Source organism: Streptomyces qaidamensis (genome assembly GCF_001611795.1).
Taxonomy (GTDB): Bacteria; Actinomycetota; Actinomycetes; order Streptomycetales; family Streptomycetaceae; genus Streptomyces; species Streptomyces qaidamensis.
The window spans coordinates 4,950,431-4,971,928 of record NZ_CP015098.1; the positions used below are offsets into that span (position 1 = coordinate 4,950,431).

The window sequence follows — 21,498 nt, forward strand, 5'->3', positions numbered from 1 at the left end:
GGTGTCGCGTGAACGCCCGGCCGTCGCCGTCCGTACGCAAGGGGAGGGAATGGGCAATGCCCGCGCGCACCACCGGAGGTACCGGGCCCGTGGCCATCACGAAGACCGTCCCGCGAGGCAGCGGCGAGTGCGGGGACGCCGACAGCGGGGGTGCCGGGCCTGGGGACACCGCGCCGGACGGCGGCGAGCAAGAGGAGGGCCGGCACCTCAACTCCCCGCTCCTGCTGACCCTTCTGCTCCTCATGGCGGTGATGTTCCAGGACTCGATCCGCGGGGCCCTGGCCGCTCCGGTGATGCAGAGCTGGATGACGGTGTTCGTCGCGGTCATGGTCCAGGCGCTGCCGTTCCTGGTGCTCGGGGTGCTGCTGTCGGCGGCGATCGCCGTGTTCGTGCCGCCGTCGTTCTTCGCCCGGGCCCTGCCCAAGCGCCCGGCCCTCGCCGTCCCGGTCGCGGGCGCGGCGGGCGCCGTACTGCCGGGCTGCGAGTGCGCGTCCGTGCCGGTGGCCGGAGCCCTGGTCCGCCGCGGGGTCACGCCCGCCGCGGCTCTGGCCTTCCTCCTGTCGGCGCCGGCCATCAACCCGATCGTGCTGACGGCGACGGCCGTGGCGTTCCCCGGCAACCCGGAGATGGTCCTGGCCCGTTTCGTCGCGAGCCTGCTGGTGGCCTGCTCGATGGGCTGGCTGTGGCACCGCCTCGGCCGCACGGACTGGCTCCGGCCCCCGGCCCGCGCGTCGTACGAGGGCCGGGGCAGGGGAGCGGCCTTCTGGGGCTCGGTCCGTCACGACGTGACGCACGCGGGCGGGTTCCTGGTGATCGGCGCGATGGCCGCGGCGACCCTCAAGGCCGTGGTCCCGGCGCAGTGGCTGAGCCTCGCGGCGGGAAACCCCGTGCTGTCGGTCCTGGTCCTCGCGGCCCTCGCCGTCCTGCTCTCCATCTGCTCGGAGGCGGACGCGTTCGTGGCGGCGTCCCTGACCCAGTTCTCCCTGACGGCGCGTCTGACGTTCCTGGTCGTCGGCCCGATGATCGACCTGAAGCTCTTCGCGATGCAGGCGGGCACCTTCGGCCGCGCCTTCGCCCTGCGCTTCGCCCCCGCGACCTTCGCCCTGGCCGTCGTCGTATCGGCCCTGACCGGAACGGTCCTGCTGTGAACCGCCTGGCCCAGACGGCCCTCCTCTTCCTGCTCGGTGCGACCCTCCTGCACGCCGGCACCACCGACCTCTACCTGCGCTACGTCAAGGAGGGCCTGCGCCCCCTGGTCCTGCTGGCGGGCGCGGTCCTCATCGCCACGGCGGCCGCCACCCTCTGGTACGACCGCCGCACCCCCGCCGACGACGACCACCACCACCGCGAACCCCGCGTCTCCTGGCTCCTCACGCTCCCGGTCCTCGCCCTGATCCTGGTCGCCCCGCCGGCCCTGGGCTCCTACAGCGCCGCGCACACCGGCACGGCCCTGACGAAGCCCTTCGGCTTCCCGGCCCTCCCCTCCGGCGACGCACCCCTGCGCCTCGCCGTGGCCGACTACGCGGGCCGCGCGGTCTACGACGACGGCCGCTCCCTCCGCGACCGCCGGCTGAAGATCACCGGCTTCGTCACCCTGGACCGCAAGGGCACCCCCTACCTGGTCCGCATGGGCCTCAACTGCTGCGCGGCCGACGCACAGCCGGTCAAGATCGCACTGACGGGCGCCATCCCCCCGGTCCTGCGGCCGGACACCTGGCTGGAGATCACGGGCACCTACACTCCCCGCCGTATGAAGGACCCGGTCAACGGCGGCCCGATCCCGTACCTGAAGGTGGCGACCGCCAGACCGGTCCCCACCCCGCACGACCCGTACGACGAGACGTGGAACACCTGAACTCCGGTATGCCGCGCGCCCTTTGGGGTACCCGGGGAGAACCGCTGATCAGCGAGGAGTACGCATGACCACACTCCACGGCGAGCACACGGCGGAACTCGACCCGCCGCTCCTGCCCGAGGCGGTCCGCGCGGAACTGGCCAGGGCCGACCACCGGGCCGGCCTGACCCTGGCCACCCTCGGCGCGGTCCTCACCGCCCTCCTGACCGCGATCACCGCCGGCGTCATCACCCCCACCCAGTACGCCACGATCCCCCAGCTCCTCCTCTGGACCGGCTGCGCGGCCTGCGCCCCGTCCCTGGTCCTGCTGAGCCTGGCGAGCCGCCCCCACCCGGCCCCGGCCGCCGACCTCCCACCACAGCTCCTGGCCCGCACGACGTGCATCAGGCGCCGCCGCATACGGCAGGCGATGGGGTGGGGGGCGGTCTTCCTGACGCTGACGTCGGCGGGGACGCTGACGGGAATGCTCTCCTAGGAGAGGGTGCTGAAGATCCTGGCCGGGCTCCCGGCGCCTGGTGCGCACGTCTGCCGCGTCGCCGAAACGCCCTGGTGGCTCCGCTACGAGGACGCTCCGGCGCCGTGCAGCCGCACGCACCAGGCACCGCTCGCCGATCCGGCCAAGATCTTCAGCACCCTCCCAGCCGGTCCTGTGGTCCGGAGAGCACCGGCACCGGGCGGTCACGCCGCCAGGCTGCCGGCGGGCTGCTCGAAGAGGGCCTTGAGAGCGGCCTCCACGACGGTCACCCCGGCCCGGTCCTGGGCTTCCGACGTACTGGCGCCCAGGTGCGGTGTCGGGGTGACGTTGTCCAGCTCGAAGAGCGGCGACCCGGTGCACGGCTCCTGGCCGTAGACGTCCAGGGCCGCGCCGGCGATCCGCCCGGAGACCAGCGCGTCGTGGAGGGCCTGCTCGTCGACGATGCCGCCCCGGGCGACGTTGACCAGGAGAGCCGTGGGCTTCATCGCGGCGAGTTCGGCCCGGCCGATGAGCCCGATGGTCTCCGCGGTCCTGGGCAGATGGATGGTGATCACGTCCGCACGGCGCAACAGCTCCTCCAGAGGGAGGAGTCCGACGCCGTCCGGGGAGACGCCCCCGAGGTGCGGGTCATGGGCCACGATGTCCATGCCGAAGGCGGCCATGCGCTCCGCGACCAGGGTGCCGATACGGCCGAACCCGATCACGCCGAGGGTCTTCCCCGACAGTTCGACGCCCGTGTACCGGGACCTCTCCCACCTGCCCTGCCGCAGGGCGGTTCCCGCGGGCAGGAGATGGCGCGCCGACGCGAGGATCAGCGCACAGGTCATCTCCGCGGCGGACACCACGTTGGCGGTGGGCGCGTTGACCACCGCGATACCGCGAAGGGCGGCGTTCTGGACGTCGACGTTGTCCAGGCCGACCCCGGCGCGTCCGATGACCTTCAGGCGGGGAGCGGCGTCGAGCACCTCGGCATCGACCCTGGTCGCGCTGCGCACGAGCAGCGCGTCGGCACTCTCGACGGCGGCCAGCAGCGCCGGGCGGTTCGTGCCGTCACAGTGCCGGACGTCGACGTCGGATCCGAGCAAGGCCAGGGCCACGGGGGAGAGGGGATCGGCGACGAGCACGACGGGCCTGTTGTTCACAGTGATCCTTGGTGGTCTGAGAAGGGGGCTTGAGATGTCGGACGGCCGGTCAGGCCGGGATGGCCTGCGGGAAGACACGGGCCGTCACTCCAGGCGTGGTGTGCCGGGTGCGAAGCACTGCCAGCGCCGGCTCCCACGTGTAGGAGAACCTGCCGCCCGTGGAGGGCAGGGACGCGCGCAGCAGGTGCGTCTCCACGAGTTCCTCCAGGAGTTCCTCGGTCCGGTACGCGCCGGTGCCGAGGAGTGAGGCGGCGGCCTGCACGCCGAGTCCCCGGAGTCCTCGTGCGGCCATCAGGGTGTCGAAGGCGAACCGGGCGTCGGCGGACAGTGCGGTGAGTGATCGTTCGAGGCTGGAGCGGATGCCCAGCGGGTCCTCGCCCGCCTCCGACGACTCGCCGATCCGGTGCGCCGCCTGACGTGCCGTCCAGTGCGGCCGCAGCCGGAGCTTGGATGCGACGGCCAGGAGCGCACCGGGCAGACCGTGGCAGAGCTCGGCCAGTTGCCGGACCCCTTCCGGATCCATCGTGATCCGGTGGTCCGCCACGGCGGAGCCGAGCACCTGCAGGCTGTCGTCGAGGGGCAGCCGGTCCAGCTCGACCTGCTCGGTGCTGGAAGCGACGAACAGGCGCCGACGACCACTGATCAGAGTGCCGCAGCCCTTCCCGGAGGGAAGCAGCGGAGCCAGGTCGTCCGGGGTGGTCACGTCGTCGAGCACGACGAGCACACGTCGGTCCGCGGTCCAGGCGCGGAACATCAGGCTCAGGTCCGTCACGTCGCGGTTGAGCTGGTCGTCGTGGGCGCCGAGCCCCCGGAGGAAGGAGCGGAGCACCGTCGCGTGGTCGACGGGACGGTTGTCGCCGTCGAGGAGCCGGGCGAACAGCTGGCCGTCGGGGTAGTGCGCGCTCACCTCCTGGGCGGCGTGCACGCACAACTCGCTCTTGCCGGACGCGAGGGGGCCGTTGACCACGACGACGCGCCCTGCCGCAGGTGCCGTGAGCGCACCGACCGCCCGCGCCAACTGGCCTCGACGGCCCGCGAGCCGGGCCCGGGCAGGGGGGAGGTCGCGCGGCACCCGGGTGGTCGGCGATGCCGTGGTCGTCACGGCCCTGAGGGGTTCGGGCGCACCCAGCAGGGAGTCGTCGGAGTTGAGTATCGCGGTGTGCAGGGCCTGGAGCTCGGGTGAGGGATCGAGGCCGAGCTCGTCGGCGATGGACGTCCGGGCGCGTTGGTATGCGCGCAGCGCGTCGGCCCTGCGGTCCGTCCGGTACAGCGCCAGCATCAGATGCCGCTGGACGCCTTCGTTCGTCGGTTCCAGCCGGGCCAGCGAGGTGAGCTCGCTCAGCAGCTCGTGGTGCCGGCCCAGGTGCAGATCGGCGTCGATCCGCAGGTGACGCGCGCTGTTGTGGAGCTCGTTGAGCCGGAGTGCTTCGGACTCGAGGATGGAGCCCTTGCGCACGTCCACGAGCGCGGAGTCGCGCCACAGTGCCATCGCCGTGACAACGGAGTTCCGGGCGCGCAGGAAGTCTCCCGCGTGGAACTCCTGGCGGGCCCGGGAGATGAGCGGTTCGAAACGGAAGGCGTCCACTCGGTCGTCGGGAAGCGTCAGCTGGTATCCACCGTCGACCGTGCTCAGCGTCGGCCCCGCGCCGAGCCGGCGGGCAGCGTCGCCGCGTGGACTGCCGAGCCCGAACTTCTTGCGGATCTGGCAGATGTACGTCTGCAGTGCGGTGCTGACGCTGGTGGGCGGGTTGTCTTCCCACAGTTCTTCGACCAGTTGCCCGGATCGCACGACCCGGTTCGCGTTGAGTGCGAGCAGGGCGAGAATCTGGCGGACCTTCTGCGCTGCCGGGGCGGTGCTGGCGCAGGCGTCCCCGGCGTAGACCTCGAACGGGCCCAGAAGATTGACTCGCATGGGCTTCTCCATCGTGCGCTGACTGTCGGGAGCGCTCGGGCGGGGTCTCAGACCCTTCCGGCACTGCCCATGGACTGGATCTCGGCGGCGAAGAGCTGCCAGCTCTTCGCGTACGCCTCGGCGAGCCGGGCAACGGCGGGCATGCAGTGGGGCGGCACGCTCGCGGCGATGGCGTCCTTGTCGCGGGTGACGGCCGCGCCGGCGTCCAGCAGACGCAGCACCGTCCGGCCGGTCTCGGTGAGACGCAGCGAGGGGTCCCGCCTCAGCAGGCGATGGATCTCGACCGCGTCGGCCGGCTGCCCCGCGTCCGTGGGAGGCAGCGCGGGGCGGGGCTCCGTACGGGGCACCCCTGCGCTCGCGCTGCCGGTTCCGGCACCGCGCGCGGCCTGGGCGGCGACGGTGAGGTCGTCACCGCGAGCGGGCTGGGAGGCGACGGTGAGGTCGTCACCGCGCGCGATCCGGTCCCGCACCGCGGCCACGGTCGTCGGGGAGACCCCCGCCTGTTTGGCGATGTGCCGGAGTGAGGCCCCCGGGTGCCGGCGCAGCAGTGCCGCGGCCCGTTCCCTGCCACGCGACGGATCCACCGCTCTGGCCCGGCCGTCACGGCCCACGCGCTTGGCATCGGGCGCGGGCGCACCGAGCAGGCGGCGACGGATCTCGGCGGTCTTCGCGCTGGACAGTCCCGCGACGTCCGCCACGCATCGGTCCGACCAGTGCGGACGGCTCGTGAGGATGCGCTCCGCGGCGGCGGTGCGCTCCTCCAGGGTGAGCGGGAGTCCGTGTGCCTCGTTCAGGGCCACGGCGAGCAGGTGGCCGTCCTCCGCGCTGCCGTCGAAGAAGCGCACCGCGATGGTGGTCCGGCCGTGCGTCTTCGCCGCCCGAAGACGGTGGATCCCGTCGATCACCGTCATCGACGGACGGTGCACGAGCAGGGGCGGGAAGCCCGCACCCGCGTCCGCGGGCTTCCGGGAGCGGGCCGCGCCCTCCATCGTGCGTCGGGGGGATCCCACGGTCCGCAAGGCTTCGACAGGAACGACCTCCACCGGGGCCCGCACCAGTTCGTCGCGGAGTTCGAGCAGGTGCGCGCCGTCGGGTGCCGGGTGAGGCATGGCCGTCGTCTCGTGCCGGAGCGTGCCACGGCCGCCTCGTCCGTGGGGCTTCACTGCCAGCCCGCGTCGTCCGCCGTCTGCTGTCCGGAAACGGCCACGGCCGCGGGGGCGGGCGACTGCCAGCCCGCGTCCGCCTGGACCGCCGTGCGCTGTGCCGGCTCCGCCGCGGCCGCCCCCAGGACCATCGCCAGCGCTGCCGCGACCGCGGTTCCGAAGCCCGTAACTCGACGCATCGTCATCTTTCTTCTCCCCCGGATACGAAGTTCTTGGCGCTGATCGCGCCGATGACTGAGTTTGATCCGAGACCGGAGGCGGAGTGAAGAGAGTTCGGGAGGGGCGAAGTGGCCATGTCCTGATGAGGACAGATTCCGGCTCGACGCGAGCGGGCCGGTGGGGCATCACCAGGCGGTGCCCGGGGCCAGGGCGACCGATGCCGAGAGGAGATTCCATTCGGCGAGGTGGGGCTGCATGCCGACCGCCGTCCACCACGCGACGCGCGCGGCCGACTCGGCCAGCTCCGGCGCGGCGGACTCGAGGAAGATGCCGACGGCCGGGACGGGTCCGTCCGAGGGGTGCACCGTGGCGTGGAGGATCGCCGTCTCCGGCGGAGCGGCCCGTGTGATGACCGCCGCCGCTTCCATGGGCAGTGGGGCCCCCGAGGGGTGGGGCGCGAGGTGGACATGAACCAGGTACAGCCGCCGCGAAGGCCGTGAGTGATCTCCGTCACAGCCCCTCACCAGGCCGTTCATGTAGCCTCTCCAATCGTTTCATTACGCACACATGACCGGTGTGCAGGGGGCGATCTGTACACATGGGGCGAGGTGTACAGGGGGGGCGCATGCTTTCTGAACTGGGAATCGACGCGGCTACAGAAGCCGTATACCGGACCATGCTGGCCCGGCCGGAGGGCGGCATCGCCTCGTGGGCGAAAGAGCTCGACCTGCCGGAGAGCGACGTACGCAAGGCCCTTGACCGCCTGAGCGGCTTGGCGCTGGTGCGGCGCTCCACAGACGATCACACGCGGATACGTCCTGTGAACCCCTTGCTGGGCCTGGAGGCCCTGCTCGCCAAGGAGCAGGCCGAGTTGGCCGCGCACCAGCTGCGTGTCGAGGCGAGCCGGGCGAAGGTCGCCGAGACCATGGCGCAGTTCGCGGACCGCTACGCGGCCGGTGCGGGATCCGGTTTCCAGTACCTCGAAGGCATAGACGCCGTCAGGGACCACATCGAAATCCTCACCAATCAAGTGCAGGACGAGTTTTTGACCTTCGCCCCTGGTGGGCCCCAGACGCAGGCGAACATGGCTGCTTCGCGTCCGCTCAATCTGAGCCTGCTCGACCGGGGCATCCGGATGCGCACCATCTATCTGGACAGCATCCGGCGCGACCAGCCGACCGTCTCGCACGCCGAATGGCTGGTCGACCACGGCGCCCAGATCCGTACGACTCCTTCTCTTCCCAACCGCCTCATCGTCGTGGACCGGCGGACGGCCCTGATCGCAACCGACAGCCAGAACACCCGCACCGGCGCGGTCGTCGTGGAGAACCCGGGCACGCTCGCGCTGATCATCGCGCTGTTCGAGTCCGTGTGGCAGTCCGCGCAGCCTTTCGGAACGCGTCCGGAACGGGAGCCGGAGCAGCTGAGCGCTCATCAGGCCGAAGTGCTCCGCCTGATGGCGCAGGGGCTCACCGACGACGCCATCGCGCACCACCTCGGTGTTTCGACGCGCACCGTGCGCAGAACCGTGTCCGGTCTGCTCATTCAGCTCGACGCCCGGAGCAGGTTCCAGGCCGGTGTCCAAGCCGTGCAGCTCGGCTACCTGCCGGGCAGTCCCGGCTGAAGGCCCGGCCCGGCATACGGTAGGCCATGCCGAGGCCGTCCAACCGCTCGTCCTGCGCAGTTGAACGCGGACCGGTTCCCGCGGACCGCTTGAGTTCCGCTTGAGTCGGCCTGGAACCCTGCGTGTCAGATTCGTTGCATGGTTCAAAGGCATGCCGACAAGGCGCTGGTCGAGAGAGTCAAACAGCTCCGGACCGGCCTCGCGGGGACCCCGCTGATCCCATTGGCGCATGACGAGCTCGACATTGTCGCCAAGCTGGAGTTCTGCAATCCGACCGGCAGTACCAAGGATCGCTCGGCACTGTGGATCCTGGAGCGGGCGATCTCCCGCGGTGACATCCAGCAGAACACCATGGTGGTGGAGTCGTCGTCCGGGAATTTCGCCCTGGCGCTGGCCTTCTACTGTCGCATGCTCGGCATCGCGTTCGTGCCGGTCATCGACCCCAACTGCAATGCGGCGACCGAAACGCACCTGAGGAATCTGTGCCGTCACGTGGAGAAGGTCTCCCAGCGGGATGCGGCGGGCGGATACCTGAAGACCCGCCTGTCCAGGGTGCAGGAACTCCTCATGGAATGCGGGCCCGCGTACTGGCCCAACCAGTACGCCAACCCGGATGCCCTCGACGCGCACTACCAGTTCACCGCGGGTGAGCTGATCAAGGACGCGGGCGTCATCGACTACCTGTTCGTCGGTGTGAGCACGGGCGGAACCATCGCCGGCGTCTCCCGTCGGGTCAAGGAGGCCTTTCCGCGGTCCGTGGTGGTGGCCGTGGACACCGAGGGCTCCGTGATCTTCGGGGGGCCGCCGAAGAAGCGGTGGATCCCCGGTATCGGCTCCAGCATCGTGCCGCCTTTGTGCCGGCAGGCGCTCATCGACGAGGTCGAGATCGTCTCCGAGGTGCGCGCGGCCGAGGGCTGCCACGAACTCCTCGACCGCTACGGGCTGTTCGTCGGCGGATCGACCGGCAGCATCTACGCCGGCATCCAGAGCTACTTCGCGCGCAACCGGCCCACCGGGCCGCGCCCCACCATCGCCTTCCTGGCCGCGGACCGAGGGCACGCCTACACCAAGACCGTCTACGACGCCGACTGGCTTCGGGAGCTGCGTGCGGAAGCGGCACGGTCCTCGTCGCCCGCACGGCCCCATCAGTCAGACATCGAAGGAGAACTGCTCACGTGCACGCCCTGACCCCGCCGACCATGACGGTGATCGATGCGGCCGACGTCGCCGCGCAGATCAACGGCAGCCGTCCGGAGCTCCTGGATGTCGTACGCCGCGCCTATCTGGCCCACGACGCCGGCGAGAGCTCCAACCCGCACAGCTCGTTCCTCCGGTTCCCGCACCAGCCCCGCTCCCGCATCATCTCCCTGCCGGCCTACCTCGGTGGTGAGTTCGACGTGGCGGGCAACAAGTGGATCGCGAGCTTCCCCGACAACACCCAGCACGGGATCCCCCGCGCCTCGGCCACTTTGATCCTCAACGACTGTGTCACCGGCTACCCGTTCGCGTGCATGGAGTCGTCGGTCATCTCCGCCACCCGCACCGCGGCCTCCGCGGTGCTCGGCGCCGAGGTCCTGCTCGGTGAGCGGCGCGCACGCCGGGTCGGCATCGTCGGCACCGGTCTGATCGCCCAGCATGTCTGGAAGTTCCTGCGTGATCTCGACTGGGAGATCGGCGCGTTCCGGCTCTTCGACCTCAACCGGGACGCCGCCGAGCGCTACGGCGTGGTCCTCAAGGAGGACTCCGCGGCCGAGGTGGAGATCGCCGAGTGCGTCGAGGACGCGTTCGCCGACTGCGACCTCGTCGTGCTCACCACCGTGGCCGGTGAGCCGCACCTGCACGACCCGGAGCTCCTGGCACACGGGCAGGTGGTGCTCCACCTGTCCCTGCGCGACCTTTCCCCCGAGGTCGTCCTGGCCGCCCAGAACTTCACCGACGACGTGGACCACGCGGTGCGCGAGCGCACGTCGCTGCACCTGACCGAGCAGGTCACCGGCGACCGGGACTTCATCGACGGCACCATCGGCGACCTCCTCGCCGGGCGCCGCACCCGTGAGCCCGGACGTCCCGCGATCTTCGCGCCGTTCGGCCTCGGCGTGCTGGACCTGGCCGTCGGCAAGTGGGTGCACGACCGGCTCGTCGAGGCGGGCAAGGGCCATCGGGCGAGCGACTTCTTCACCGGCGTGGAGGTCTGATCATGAGTGCGACGGAAGACCGCTACCTCGTCGTGGTCAACCACGAGGAGCAGTACTCCATCTGGTTCGCCGACCGTACGATCCCCGCGGGCTGGCGGCCGGTGGGCGAGGCGGGCACGAAGCAGGAGTGCCTCGCGCACATAGAGAGCGTGTGGACCGACCTGACGCCGCTCTCCGTCCGCAGGTCCCTGGCAGAGCCCGCGGCGAAGGCCGCTTCGCGATGAGCGCGGCCACCTCCTCCGCATCGGGCCGGGCCGAGCGGCTGTGGCTGCGCGGCCTGGACAGCCGGCGGCAGACCGCCCGCCACCGACTGTTCGTCTTCCCGCACGCCGGTGCCGGCGCATCCTCGTACCAGCTGGCCGAGCACTTCCCGGACAGCATCGAGGTCTGCCCGGTACAGCTGCCGGGGCGGGAGAACCGCTTCGCCGAGCCGCCCCTGCTGTCCGTGGAAGCCGTCGTGGACGAGCTGGCGCCGCTGGTGGCCGCACGCTCGGAGCTGCCTTTCGGCTTCTTCGGGCACAGCATGGGTGCGCTGCTCGCCTTTGCTCTGGCCCATCGCCTCCGGGACATGGGCGCACCGCTGCCCACCCGGCTGTTCCTGTCCGCCCTGCGCGCCCCTCAGCTGCCGGACCGGGAGCCGCTGCACCACCTGTCGGACGCCGATCTCCTGACCCGTCTGGCCCGTTCGGAGTTCGCGGGCCTCGACCCCGAACTCCAGGAACTGCTGCTGCCGACGGTGCGGGCGGACCTCACCGTGTGCGAGACGTACGAGCACTGCCACCCATCGCCGTTGCCCTGCCCGTTCACCGTGTTCGGCGGCGACCGGGACGACTCGGTCCGCGAGCCGGAACTGGCCGCCTGGCGCGCCCACACCTCCGCCGCGTTCGAGCTGCGGATGTTCCCGGGAGATCACCTCTACGTACGCGACACAGAGCAGCAGCTCGCCGAATCGATAGCGCGCACCCTTCCAGTCCGGGGTCGAGAAACCTCCCCCGTCCGGGGTTGAGAAAGGATCAGTTCATGGCGCCGACCACTCTGGTCGCACTGTGGGAGCAGCGGGTCGCGACGGCCGCCGGCTCCATCGCCGTCGTCGCGGGCGACGAACACGCCACCTACGCCGAAGTCGACCGGCGCGCCACGCTCGTGGCCGCGGAGCTGCGCTCGCGCGGCATCGGCCCGGAGTCGCTGGTCGGCGTCTGTCTCGGCCGGTCGGTCGACATGGTGGTGGCACTGCTCGGCGTCCTGAAGTCGGGTGCCGCCTATCTGCCGCTCGACCCCAGCTACCCCGCCGACCGCCTGCGGTACATGCGGACCGACTCCGGGTCGGAGCTCGTGCTGTGTGACGCCGAGCATCGTGCCCGGGCAGCCGACGCCGGTGAGTCCTTCGCGGCCGCGGACGTCCTGTTGGTCGAGGACATCACGGCGGCCGACGGCAGCCGCCTCCCGGCGGAGTTCACCGCGCGGGCCGGTGAGGCGGCCGGTCCGCGGAACCTGGCCTACGTCATCTACACCTCCGGATCGACCGGGCTGCCCAAGGGCGTAGGAATCGATCACGCGGCGATCAGTTCGTTCCTGAAGAGCGTGGCGGAGCGCCCCGGTCTCTCCCGGGACGACCGCGTCCTCGCCCTCACCCCGCTCTCCTTCGACATCTCCACACTCGAGCTCTTCCTCCCGCTGACCCTCGGCGCGACCGTCGTCATGGCGCCGCAGGCCGCCAACACCGACCCCGAACTGCTCGCCGCCACCATCGAAGAAGCGGGAGTCACGGTCGTCCAGGCGACCCCCACGACCTGGCGCATGCTCGTGGCCTCCGGCTGGCGGGCCGGCCGGGGGAAGGTCCTGCTCTCCGGCGGCGAGCCGCTGGATCCCCAGCTGGCACGGGACCTGCTGGCCACCGGCGGCACGCTGTGGAACCTGTACGGGCCGACCGAGGCCACGGTGTGGGCCACGGCCGGCCGCATCGACACCGCGGGGGGACGGGTGACCGTCGGCGCCGCGCTGTCCAACACCCGCCTGCACGTGGTCGACGAGCACGGGAACGAGGTCGCTCCGGGCGTCAGCGGCGAGCTGTGGATCGGCGGCGAGGCGGTGGCCCGCGGCTATCTGAACCGCCCGGCGCTGACCGCCGAACGCTTCGTACCGGACCCCTTCGGCGGTACGGGAGAGCGTCTGTACCGCACCGGTGACCTCGCCCGCTGGGCCTCCGACGGAAGCCTGGAGGTCCTCGGCAGGAACGACCACCAGGTGAAGGTGCGCGGCTACCGCATCGAACTCGGGGAGATCGAGGCGAGCGTCCGCCGCCATCCACACGTCGCGGACGCGGTGGTCGTCGTCGACCACCAAGCAACCGGCGGAGCCCAGTTGGTGACCCATCTGGTCCCTGCCCACAGCGCACCCCGGGACCTGCCGGTCCGACTGCGGGACCATCTCGCCGAAACGCTCCCCGCCTACATGGTCCCGCAGGGGTACTCGGTGCTCGATGTCCTGCCTCGCACGCCCGCGGGCAAGGCCGACCGCAACGCTCTCAGCGGCGCTCCCTACGAGCGGATCCGAGAGGCGCGGCCCACGGCCGACGAGGCTGTGCCGGGCCCGGAGACCGAGACCGTCTGCCGGATCTGGAGCGAGCTCCTCGGAGTGTCCGACGTCCGACCGCACGACGACTTCTTCGGCCTGGGCGGGCAGTCGCTCACCGCCGTTCGTGCGGTGGCCCGGCTGCGTGAGGCGCTCGGCGTACCGGTCGACGTACAGGCGGTCTTCGCCCACCCGACCCCGGCGGGTCTGGCCGCGGCGCTCGGGACCCTCCCGGTAGAGCAGGAGGAGCCGATCCGTCCGGCGACCAGGGCGGAACTCTCCTTCGGCCAGGAGCGCATCTGGATCTTCGAGCAGCTCAACAGCGCCGTCCCCGCCTACCACCTGCCGCTCGTCCTGGCCTTCCCGGGCGGCCGTGCCGACGTGCCGGTGCTCGAAGACGCGTTGTCGGCCGTGGTGGCCCGACACGAGGTACTCCGTACCGCGCTGCCGGCCATCGACGGCCGGGTCCAGCCGGAGACGCGGGCCGCGACAGCGGTACCGGTCACCTGCTGGGAGACCTCGCAGGAGGAGCTGGACGAGCTGCTCACCGAGCGGATCCGCGTCCCCTTCGCCCTGGACGAGGCCCCGCTCCTGCGGGCGGACCTCCTGCGCATGCCGGAGCGCGATCTCCTGCTGCTCACCCTCCACCACATCGCCTCCGACGGCACGTCCCTCGACCTGGTGGTGCGCGAACTCGGCGACCTCTACGCCGAGCTGCGGGCGGGCGGCTCTCCCCGGCAGAGCTCTCTGCCCGTGCAGTACGCCGACTTCGCGCAGTGGCAACGGGAGCGGCTGGACGAGGCCGAGCTGGAGCGGCTGCTCGGCTACTGGCGACAGCGGCTCGACGGCGTTCCCGCTCTCGAACTGCCCACCGACCGGCCCCGGCCGCCGATCGCCGGGCACCGCGGCAGCCGTGAACTGTTCCGCGTCCCGGCCCACTTGGCGGACCGGGTGCGTGAGCTGTGCCGTGCGCAGGGCGTCACCCTGTTCATGGGGCTGCTGGCACCTCTCCAGGTGCTGCTCGGCAGGTACGCGGACGAGAGCGACGTCGCCGTCGGCACGCTGGTCGGGGGCAGGCGCCGGCCGGAGGTCGAAGACCTCATCGGCTACTTCGTGAACACGGTGGTGCTGCGTACGGACCTCTCGGGTGACCCGTCGTGGCGGGAACTGCTCGGCAGGGTCCGCGAGGTCGCGCAGAGCGCCTACGCCCACCAGGAGCTGCCGTTCGAGAAGCTCGTCGAGCAGCTCTGTCCGACGCGGGACCTCAGCCGCAACCCCCTCTTCCAGGTGCTGTTCGCCCTCGACGAGGAGGCTCCGGCCGGCGTTCTCACCGAGGTCTACGACCGCAAGGAGCTCGAAGGACGACTCGGTTCGGCCCGCTTCGACCTCGCCTTCGACGTGACCGACCACGCCGTGGGCCGTGGTGATCTGTCCGTCTCGATCGAGTACGCCACCGATCTGTTCGACCGTGCCTTCGTCCAGCGCCTCGGAGCCCACTTCGTACGGGTCCTGGAGCAGATGGTGGGCGACTGCACGGCCCGGCTGTCCGAGCTGGAGATCCTGTCCGGGCAGGAGCTGCGTGCCCTGGCCCGAGGCGACCTCGCCGAACCCCTGCCCGAGCCGAGCACCCTGGTGCGGATGTGGGACGCGCAGGTGCGCAGGACTCCCGACGGCGTGTGCCTCGTGGGCGATGCCGAGTCGCTGGCCTTCGCGGAGGTCGACCGCCGTGCCGAGGTGCTGGCCGGGGCGCTGCGCGCCAGGGGCGTGGGTCCGGAGTGCCTGGTGGGCGTCTGCCTGGAGCGCTCGGTGGAGATGGTCGTGGCGCTCCTCGGGGTGCTGAAGGCCGGCGGCGCCTACGTGCCGCTCGACCCCGGCTACCCGGCCGACCGGATCCAGCATCTGCTCGACGACTCCGGTGTGCGTCTCGTGGTGGGTGACCCCGGTCAGGCGTCGTCGGCGCTGCTGCCCGAGTCCGTGACGCTCGTACCCGTCACCGCGAAGGCGGAGGCGGGGGCGCCGGCCGAGCCGCTCGCGGCCGGGGGCGCTCAGCCCGAGCCGCACCATCTCGCGTACGTGATCTACACGTCCGGGTCGACGGGCAAGCCGAAGGGCGTGGCGATCACCCATGCCAACATCACGGCGTTCCTTGAGTGGAACCAGCGGCTGTGCCGCCTCACCGAGCGGGACAGCGCACTGCTGAACCACTCGGTGGCCTTCGACAACTCGGTGTGGGAGATCTTCCAGTGCCTGGTCTCCGGAGCCCGGCTGCACCTCGCGAGCTCCACCGCGGCGTACGACCCGGAGGCCTTCCTGAAAGAGGTGAGCGAACGGAGGATCTCCACCCTCAACGCCACGCCGTCGCAGATGCGGATCCTGCTGGACGCGACCGACGACCCCGCGGGCGGACTCGCCTCCGTACGCCTGGTCTTCACCGGGGCGGAGGCGGTGCCGCACGACGTCGCGCGCCGCATCCTGGAGGTCACCGCGGACGGCTGCCAGGTCTTCAACGAGTACGGGCCGACCGAGGCGACCGTCACGTCCGCGTACTGCCCGATCACCACCGAACTGATCGACCGGCACGCACACCGCCCGAGCGTTCCGTTCGGCCAGGCCACCGACAACGCCCGCCTGTACGTCCTCGATCCGCAGCTGAGGCCCGTCGTGCCCGGGTGCCGGGGACAGCTGTACGTCGGCGGGATCGCCGTGGGCCGCGGCTACTTGGGGCAGCCGGCCAGGACCGCTCAGGCCTATCTGCCCGATCCGTTCGCGGAGGAGCCCGGCGCACGCATGTACGCCACGGGTGACGTCGTGCAGCTGCTCCCCGACGGGAACCTGGTCTTCCTCGGCCGCAACGACCACCAGGTCAAGGTGCGCGGATTCCGCATCGAACTCGGGGAGATCGAGTCCGTGCTGCGCACGCACCCGGCGGTCTCGGACTGCGTGGTGGCCGTGCACCGTACGGCCACGGGTGTCGAGCAGCTGGCGGCGTACGTCATCCCGGAAGCCGCGGCGGACCCGGCGGCGCCGTTCACTTGGGCGCACCTGCGGGAGCACCTCGCCGAGCAGCTGCCGTCGTACATGGTGCCGCAGTCCTGCACCGTCATCGACGAGATCCCGCTGACCCCGAACGGCAAGGTCAGCCGGGACGCCCTGCCCGCACCGCAGGCCATGGCCGCCGAGCCGGCGACCGACCGGGAGATCACCAAGGAGCAGCTGCTCGTGGTCGAGGTGTGGCAGGAGGTCCTCGGCATCGACGACCCCATCGGCGCCGACGCCGACTTCTTCGAGACCGGGGGCAACTCGCTGGCCGTCACCGCGGTCGCGGTGCGGCTGAGCACTCGGCTCGGACGCCGTGTCTCACCGGTCCTGGTCTTCCGCCACCCCACGGTCGCGGGCCTCGCCGAAGCCCTGGAAGAGGAGTCGTGACCGTCGACTACCCCGCAGACCCTCCGGGCGGACCGATGCAGAGAAAGGCAAGCATGAGCAACACCGACAGCAGTGTCGTCCTCGTCGACGCGTACCCCTCCAGCTACGCGCTGGCCGAGGCGTTCATGGAGCAGGGCTGTGCCGTCGTCCGCGTGCAGAGCACCCAGGACGTACCCAGGTGCTACCAGGGCGACTTCGACACCCGGGCCTTCAGCGACAACATCATCCATCGGGGCGTGCTGAGCGAGACCGTCGCGGCGGTGGCCGCACACCGGCCCGTCGCGGTCATCGCCGCGGGCGAGTACGGGGTGGAGCTGGCGGACGCACTCAGCGAGGAACTCGCCGTGCCCACCAACGGCCGCCGGCTCTCCCCGGCCCGGCGGAACAAGTTCGTGATGACCGAGACGGTCCGGGCGGCGGGACTGCGCGCGGCCCGGCAGAAGCTGGTCGAGGAGGAGCAGACCCTCGTCGACTGGCACCGCGAGGTCGGCGGCCGGGTCGTGGTGAAGCCACTGCGCAGCGCCGCCAACGACGGCGTGACCGTCTGCGACACCCCCGAGGAGTCGGCCGCCGCGCTGCGCGGCATCCTGACCGCCACGACGGTGTTCTCGGAGACCAACACCGCGGCCGTCGTCCAGGAGTACCTGGTGGGTGGCGAGTACGTCGTGGACACGGTCAGCCGCGACGGCCGGCACCGGGCCACGGACGTCTGGAAGTACAGCAAGATGACCGTCCCCGGCGTACGGGACCGGATCACCGGCGGTCATCTGATCCCCGAGGACGCGCCGGTCCGCCGGGCCGTCGTCGACTACGCCCACGACGTGCTCGACGCGCTCGGCATCCGGCACGGACCGGCGCACCTGGAGATCATCGTGACCGACGAAGGGCCCTGCCTGGTCGAGGTGGGCGCCCGGATCGCCGGGGCGAACACCCCGTACTACGCCGAGTTGGGAGCGGGGGAGTCGCAGATCGGGTGGACCGTGCAGGCCTATCTCGACCCGGAGCGGTTCCTCGCCGAACACCGGCGCCCCTACCGCCTGCGGCAGCACGTATCGGTGTCCTGGCCGACGGCACCGCAGCCGGGAAAGCTCGTCTCCTACCCCCTGCTCGACGTCGTCCGGGAGATGGAGAGCTTCAACAACACGGAGATCTTCGTGCAGCCGGGCGATTCCATCGTGCGGACCGTCGACGACTCCACCAAGACCATGGCCGTCGGCTTCGCGCACCCGTCGGCGGAAGTCGTCGAACGCGACTTCAACGCGCTCTGCTACCTGGACGGCCCCGGCTTCTACGACGTGGCACAGCCCGCGTGAAGCGGCTCCGACCGATCAGCACCCGCACACGACAGAGGCCCGAATGAACAGCACCTGTGAATTGATCGAAATACCCGGCTTCCCGCCGTTCGACCCGACGCATCCGGTGGAGAACGCGGTCATCACGCGCCTCGCCGGCAACTGGCACCGGCGCGCGACGGTGAAGCGCAAGGAACCCGAACTGGAGGACCTGTTCGAGACCGGCCGGCCGGACTACCCGGAACGGCTCGTCCCGTTCGCCGGCCACCCCGTGTGGGAGGGCCTCGATCCCAAACTCCGAAGCCGGATGCTGAGCTGGGCCTGGCTGGCCTACAACAAGCACACCGTCCTCGCCGAGCAGCGCGTGGTGAATCCGGCCTTCGCCTACGTCATCGAGGGGGAGTTCCCGTCCCTGGGCGGCCCCGCGCTCGAACAGTCGCTCGCCCAGGCCATGGTGGACGAGCAGTACCACACGCTGATGCACCTCAACGCCAGCACCATCACCCGGCAGAAGCGGCTGATCGGGATCCCCGACACCGTGCTGCCCGCCCCGCACATCGTCCAGCGTCTCGCGGAACTCCGGGACGCATGCTCGGAGTCCTGGGAGCGCAAGCTCACCACTCTCGCGTTCGCAACGGTCTCCGAGACGTCGATCAGTGCCTATCTGCACCTGCTGTCGGACGACAAGGAAATCCAGGTCATCAACTCGACGACGGTACAGCTGCACAACCGTGACGAAATCTGCCATTCGTCCATCACCGGTGAACTCGCCAAAACCGTCTACGCATTCCTCTCCAAGGACCAGAAGAGGTTCTTCGTCGAGACCATGATGACCGGACTGGAGGCGTTCGTCGCGAACGACTACGGGACGTGGCGGCAGATCCTGGCCCTGCATGACGTCTCCGGCGCCGAGAAGATGATCTCCGAGGTCCAGTACGATGCCGGCCGTAAGAATCTCGTGCGCGACTTCAGCGGCCTTCGCCGTCTCCTCGCCGATATGGATCTGCTCGGCCAAGTGGACTGGGACTGGGGCGACGTTCAGTAGTTCCTTACGCATCTTCAATTCTTGACGCAAGAGGTGTACTCGTGTTCTCTGCCTATCGGCGGCTGTTTTCCGAACCCGGAATTCGACCCCTTATGGCCGTGGGGTTGCTGGCGAAAATGCCCGGCCTCGGTATCTCGTCGGTCCTCATCCTGCACGTGGTGGGAAACATGGACCGCGGCTTCGGTGCGGGAAGCCTGGTGGCCGCGTTCTGGACGGCCGGCGCGGGCCTGGGAGCCCCACTCCAGGGCCGTGGTCTCGACCGCTACGGTCTGCGCAAGGTCTTCGGGCTGCTGGTGATCGCCCAGTCGCTGTTCTGGGGGCTGGCCCACTTCCTGCCGTTCCCCGCCCTGGTCGCCACCGCGTTCATCGGCGGCCTGACCACGCTGCCCGCCTTCACGGTCATCCGCCTGGCCCTGGCCAACATGGTCACCGAGGAGAACCGGCACACCGCCTATGCGGTCGAGGCGATCACCACCGACGTCGCCTACATGGCGGGCCCGTCCTTCGGCATCCTGCTCGCCACCCTGGCGTCGCCCACGGTGGCGTTCCTGGCCATGGGCACGCTGCTGTTCGCCGCGGGCTGCGCGTACCTGCTGCTCGACCCGCCCCTCAAGGCGGCACGTCCGGCGGCGGACGGCCCCAAGCCCCGGCTGCGCAGCTGGCTGACCGCGCGGATGGTGTGCGCCCTGAGCATCACCGTCGCCACCTCGATCGCGGTGATCGGCTTCGAGGTCGCGGCCATCGGCACCCTGCAGAAGTCCGGTCAGCTGCAGTGGAGCTGGCTGCTGCTGGTGGTCGCGGGCCTGGCTTCCGTGGCCGGCGGCTTCCTCTACGGAGGCATGCGCCGCCCGCCGTCGGTCTTCGCGATCGGCGCGCTCCTCGGTGTGCTCTGCATCCCGATCGGCCTCGCGTCCGAGTGGTACTGGCTGTGCGTGTTCGCCATCCCGGCCAACCTCCTGGTGGCACCCGCCCTGTCGGCCAGTGCCGGCGCCGTGAGCGGGCTCGCACCCGACGACAGCAAGGGCGTGGCCATGGGCACGTACGCCAGCGCGATCCTGGTCGGCAACGTGGTCGGTTCGCCGCTGGCCGGCACGGTCCTCGACCACGGTGGCCCCGCTGCCTCCTTCGCCGCGTTCGGTGCCACCGCCGCGCTCATAGCCGGCCTGGCCTACCTCTGTGACCTGCGACTCCGGAGCAAGGGGAGCGACACCCCCGATGCGCGGAGCGAACACCTGGAGTCCTCGGGAGCCCTGCAGTGAAGATCGCGATCGTCGACGGTTACTCGACCGGCAGCATCCTTGTGAAGAAGCTGCGCGAGCGAGGCGTGGAGTGCGTCCACCTGCGGAGTCAGGAGGTGCCGCCCGCCCGCCTGCTGCCCTCCTTCGTGCCGGACTACTACGCGGCGGATCTCGGATGGTTCTCCGACCTGGACGACGCCGTACGGGCGTTGAAGGTGGCGGAGGTCGACCGGGTGGTGGCCGGGGCCGAGTGCGGGGTGGTGCTCGCGGACACGCTCGCCCATGAACTCGGCCTGCCCGGCAACGAGTTCGACGGCATCGAGGCCAGGCGCGACAAGTACCTGATGGCCAGCAGGCTCGCCGCGGCGGGGCTGGCCGCCCCGGTGAGCTTCAACACCACCGACCCCGCGGCCGCCGTCGAGTGGTTCACCACCGCCGGCTCCCCGGTCGTCGTCAAGCCGGCGGCCAGCGCCGGCACGGACAACGTGCACATCTGCTCCACCGCGGAAGAGGTGCGGTCCGCCTGCGAGGCGGTCATGCGCAGCAACGACTACTTCGGGAACCCGAACCCGTCGGCGGTGGTGCAGAAGTTCCTGGCCGGCACGGAGTACATAGTCAACACCGTCTCTGTGGACGGCGTGCAGAAGGTGTCCGACGTCTGGCTCTCGGCGAAGACCGCCGGCCCGACCGGAGCACCGCTGTACGACTACCAGCAGCCCCTGCCGGTGACGGCCCCGCACGTCGCGGAACTGATCGACTACGTGGTGTCGGCCGTCACAGCGCTCGGCATCACCAATGGCGCCGCGCACAGCGAGGTGATGCTCACCGAGGACGGCCCGGTGCTGATCGAGACCGGGGCGCGGCTCATGGGCGCGATGCTGCCCGACGTGATCGAGCGCCACTCCGGCACGTCCCACGTGGAGCTGCTCGCCCTGGCGCTCACGGACCAGGAAGGGTTCCACGCCTTCCGGGACCGTGACGTGTCCTGGAGCAGGACCGTGCGCAACATCTGGCTGATCAACAGCAGCGCCGGCGTGTCGTCCGCGTGGCACGACCGCTTCTCGGGCCTGCCCTCTTTCGACCGGCTGGTCACGGGCCTGCGCGAGGGCGCACCGGTGCGGCGTACGGTCGACATGGCGACCTCTCCCGGTTACGTGTCCCTCGTCGCCGGCACGGAGGCCGAACTCGACCGCGATCAGGCGGCGATCCGTGCCCTGGAATCCAACGGACTGTATGCCGAAGGACCCTGAGGCCGGGGCCCGACCTGCGCCCCGGCAGACCACCACCCTCGTTCCGCAGCCGCCCGAGCTCTCCGGCCCGGGCGGCTTCGTCATGCCGCAGGGCCCGCCTCCGGGCCCCGGAGCCACGCTTGATTCCCGCTTGAGCACCTCCGCATAGCGT

Annotated in this window: 18 protein-coding genes; 13 read left to right on the forward strand and 5 right to left on the reverse strand. The window is 70.7% G+C overall.

The features are described from left to right. Window positions 1-89: 89 nt before the first annotated feature. From A4E84_RS22010 to A4E84_RS22020, 3 genes are all read left to right on the forward strand, one after another. The gene (locus A4E84_RS22010) at window positions 90-1,148 is read left to right on the forward strand and encodes a permease (RefSeq protein WP_418082218.1); all 1,059 of its coding nucleotides are present in this window, start codon (window positions 90-92) and stop codon (window positions 1,146-1,148) included. After that, entirely contained in the window at window positions 1,145-1,855 is a 711-nt protein-coding gene (locus tag A4E84_RS22015) for a TIGR03943 family putative permease subunit (RefSeq protein ID WP_062928240.1), read from the forward strand. The genes A4E84_RS22010 and A4E84_RS22015 overlap by 4 nt, the downstream gene beginning before the upstream one ends. Window positions 1,856-1,919: 64 nt before the next feature. Next, complete coding sequence (locus A4E84_RS22020; RefSeq protein WP_062928241.1) at window positions 1,920-2,330, forward strand: Pycsar system effector family protein; 411 nt, start codon at window positions 1,920-1,922, stop codon at window positions 2,328-2,330. A gap of 203 nt (window positions 2,331-2,533) precedes the next feature. On the opposite strand, the gene A4E84_RS22025 is transcribed toward A4E84_RS22020, so the two are convergent. From A4E84_RS22025 to A4E84_RS22045, 5 genes are all read right to left on the reverse strand, one after another. Continuing rightward, window positions 2,534-3,472, reverse strand: coding sequence for a hydroxyacid dehydrogenase (locus A4E84_RS22025; RefSeq protein WP_062928242.1), 939 nt, complete (start codon window positions 3,470-3,472; stop codon window positions 2,534-2,536). A 49-nt stretch (window positions 3,473-3,521) separates the two neighbouring features. After that, window positions 3,522-5,384, reverse strand: a complete 1,863-nt coding sequence (locus A4E84_RS22030) for an AfsR/SARP family transcriptional regulator (RefSeq protein WP_062928243.1) — start codon at window positions 5,382-5,384, stop codon at window positions 3,522-3,524. A 47-nt stretch (window positions 5,385-5,431) separates the two neighbouring features. Next, window positions 5,432-6,493, reverse strand: a complete 1,062-nt coding sequence (locus A4E84_RS22035) for a ParB/RepB/Spo0J family partition protein (protein WP_062928244.1) — start codon at window positions 6,491-6,493, stop codon at window positions 5,432-5,434. Window positions 6,494-6,543: 50 nt separating this feature from the next. Continuing rightward, window positions 6,544-6,732 carry a hypothetical protein gene (locus tag A4E84_RS42360; RefSeq protein WP_062928245.1) on the reverse strand — a complete coding sequence of 63 codons (189 nt, stop codon included), beginning with the start codon at window positions 6,730-6,732 and terminating at the stop codon, window positions 6,544-6,546. A 159-nt stretch (window positions 6,733-6,891) separates the two neighbouring features. After that, window positions 6,892-7,134, reverse strand: a complete 243-nt coding sequence (locus A4E84_RS22045; protein WP_159029604.1) for a hypothetical protein — start codon at window positions 7,132-7,134, stop codon at window positions 6,892-6,894. A gap of 197 nt (window positions 7,135-7,331) precedes the next feature. Here A4E84_RS22045 and A4E84_RS22050 point away from each other — a divergent pair, with 197 nt between their 5' ends. The 10 genes from A4E84_RS22050 (at window position 7,332) to A4E84_RS22095 (ending at window position 21,347) form a co-directional block, all read left to right on the forward strand. After that, window positions 7,332-8,330: a helix-turn-helix transcriptional regulator gene (locus A4E84_RS22050; RefSeq protein ID WP_062928247.1), complete on the forward strand. Its 999-nt coding sequence runs from the start codon at window positions 7,332-7,334 to the stop codon at window positions 8,328-8,330. A gap of 138 nt (window positions 8,331-8,468) precedes the next feature. After that, window positions 8,469-9,518 carry a 2,3-diaminopropionate biosynthesis protein SbnA gene (gene sbnA, locus A4E84_RS22055; protein WP_062928248.1) on the forward strand — a complete coding sequence of 350 codons (1,050 nt, stop codon included), beginning with the start codon at window positions 8,469-8,471 and terminating at the stop codon, window positions 9,516-9,518. An 11-nt stretch (window positions 9,519-9,529) separates the two neighbouring features. Further along, window positions 9,530-10,525, forward strand: a complete 996-nt coding sequence (sbnB, locus tag A4E84_RS22060) for a 2,3-diaminopropionate biosynthesis protein SbnB (protein WP_062931551.1) — start codon at window positions 9,530-9,532, stop codon at window positions 10,523-10,525. A gap of 2 nt (window positions 10,526-10,527) precedes the next feature. Continuing rightward, window positions 10,528-10,749 carry an MbtH family protein gene (locus tag A4E84_RS22065; RefSeq protein WP_062928249.1) on the forward strand — a complete coding sequence of 74 codons (222 nt, stop codon included), beginning with the start codon at window positions 10,528-10,530 and terminating at the stop codon, window positions 10,747-10,749. Then, a complete protein-coding gene (locus A4E84_RS22070; protein ID WP_062928250.1) occupies window positions 10,746-11,531 on the forward strand; it encodes a thioesterase II family protein in 786 nt (261 codons plus the stop codon). The genes A4E84_RS22065 and A4E84_RS22070 overlap by 4 nt, the downstream gene beginning before the upstream one ends. A 14-nt stretch (window positions 11,532-11,545) precedes the next feature. Next, the gene (locus A4E84_RS22075; protein WP_062928251.1) at window positions 11,546-16,522 is read left to right on the forward strand and encodes a non-ribosomal peptide synthetase; all 4,977 of its coding nucleotides are present in this window, start codon (window positions 11,546-11,548) and stop codon (window positions 16,520-16,522) included. Window positions 16,523-16,575: 53 nt separating this feature from the next. Next, window positions 16,576-17,835, forward strand: coding sequence for an ATP-grasp domain-containing protein (locus A4E84_RS22080; RefSeq protein ID WP_062931552.1), 1,260 nt, complete (start codon window positions 16,576-16,578; stop codon window positions 17,833-17,835). Between the two features lie 61 nt (window positions 17,836-17,896). Beyond that, window positions 17,897-18,859, forward strand: a complete 963-nt coding sequence (locus tag A4E84_RS22085; RefSeq protein ID WP_237304976.1) for an AurF N-oxygenase family protein — start codon at window positions 17,897-17,899, stop codon at window positions 18,857-18,859. 116 nt (window positions 18,860-18,975) lie between these two features. After that, the gene (locus A4E84_RS22090) at window positions 18,976-20,118 is read left to right on the forward strand and encodes an MFS transporter (RefSeq protein ID WP_159029605.1); all 1,143 of its coding nucleotides are present in this window, start codon (window positions 18,976-18,978) and stop codon (window positions 20,116-20,118) included. Next, a complete protein-coding gene (locus A4E84_RS22095) occupies window positions 20,115-21,347 on the forward strand; it encodes an ATP-grasp domain-containing protein (protein WP_062928254.1) in 1,233 nt (410 codons plus the stop codon). The genes A4E84_RS22090 and A4E84_RS22095 overlap by 4 nt, the downstream gene beginning before the upstream one ends. The last annotated feature ends 151 nt before the right edge of the window (window positions 21,348-21,498 follow it).

Bases quoted from the DNA above. Each gene is read 5' to 3' on its own strand.
- A4E84_RS22020 (WP_062928241.1), top strand. From the start codon at position 1,920: ATGACCACACTCCACGGCGAGCACACGGCGGAACTCGACCCGCCGCTC.
- A4E84_RS22030 (WP_062928243.1), bottom strand. From the start codon at position 5,384: ATGCGAGTCAATCTTCTGGGCCCGTTCGAGGTCTACGCCGGGGACGCC.
- A4E84_RS22035 (WP_062928244.1), bottom strand. From the start codon at position 6,493: ATGCCTCACCCGGCACCCGACGGCGCGCACCTGCTCGAACTCCGCGAC.
- A4E84_RS42360 (WP_062928245.1), bottom strand. From the start codon at position 6,732: ATGACGATGCGTCGAGTTACGGGCTTCGGAACCGCGGTCGCGGCAGCG.
- A4E84_RS22045 (WP_159029604.1), bottom strand. From the start codon at position 7,134: ATGGAAGCGGCGGCGGTCATCACACGGGCCGCTCCGCCGGAGACGGCG.
- A4E84_RS22050 (WP_062928247.1), top strand. From the start codon at position 7,332: ATGCTTTCTGAACTGGGAATCGACGCGGCTACAGAAGCCGTATACCGG.
- sbnA (WP_062928248.1), top strand. From the start codon at position 8,469: ATGGTTCAAAGGCATGCCGACAAGGCGCTGGTCGAGAGAGTCAAACAG.
- sbnB (WP_062931551.1), top strand. From the start codon at position 9,530: ATGACGGTGATCGATGCGGCCGACGTCGCCGCGCAGATCAACGGCAGC.
- A4E84_RS22065 (WP_062928249.1), top strand. From the start codon at position 10,528: ATGAGTGCGACGGAAGACCGCTACCTCGTCGTGGTCAACCACGAGGAG.
- A4E84_RS22070 (WP_062928250.1), top strand. From the start codon at position 10,746: ATGAGCGCGGCCACCTCCTCCGCATCGGGCCGGGCCGAGCGGCTGTGG.
- A4E84_RS22075 (WP_062928251.1), top strand. From the start codon at position 11,546: ATGGCGCCGACCACTCTGGTCGCACTGTGGGAGCAGCGGGTCGCGACG.
- A4E84_RS22080 (WP_062931552.1), top strand. From the start codon at position 16,576: ATGAGCAACACCGACAGCAGTGTCGTCCTCGTCGACGCGTACCCCTCC.
- A4E84_RS22090 (WP_159029605.1), top strand. From the start codon at position 18,976: ATGCCCGGCCTCGGTATCTCGTCGGTCCTCATCCTGCACGTGGTGGGA.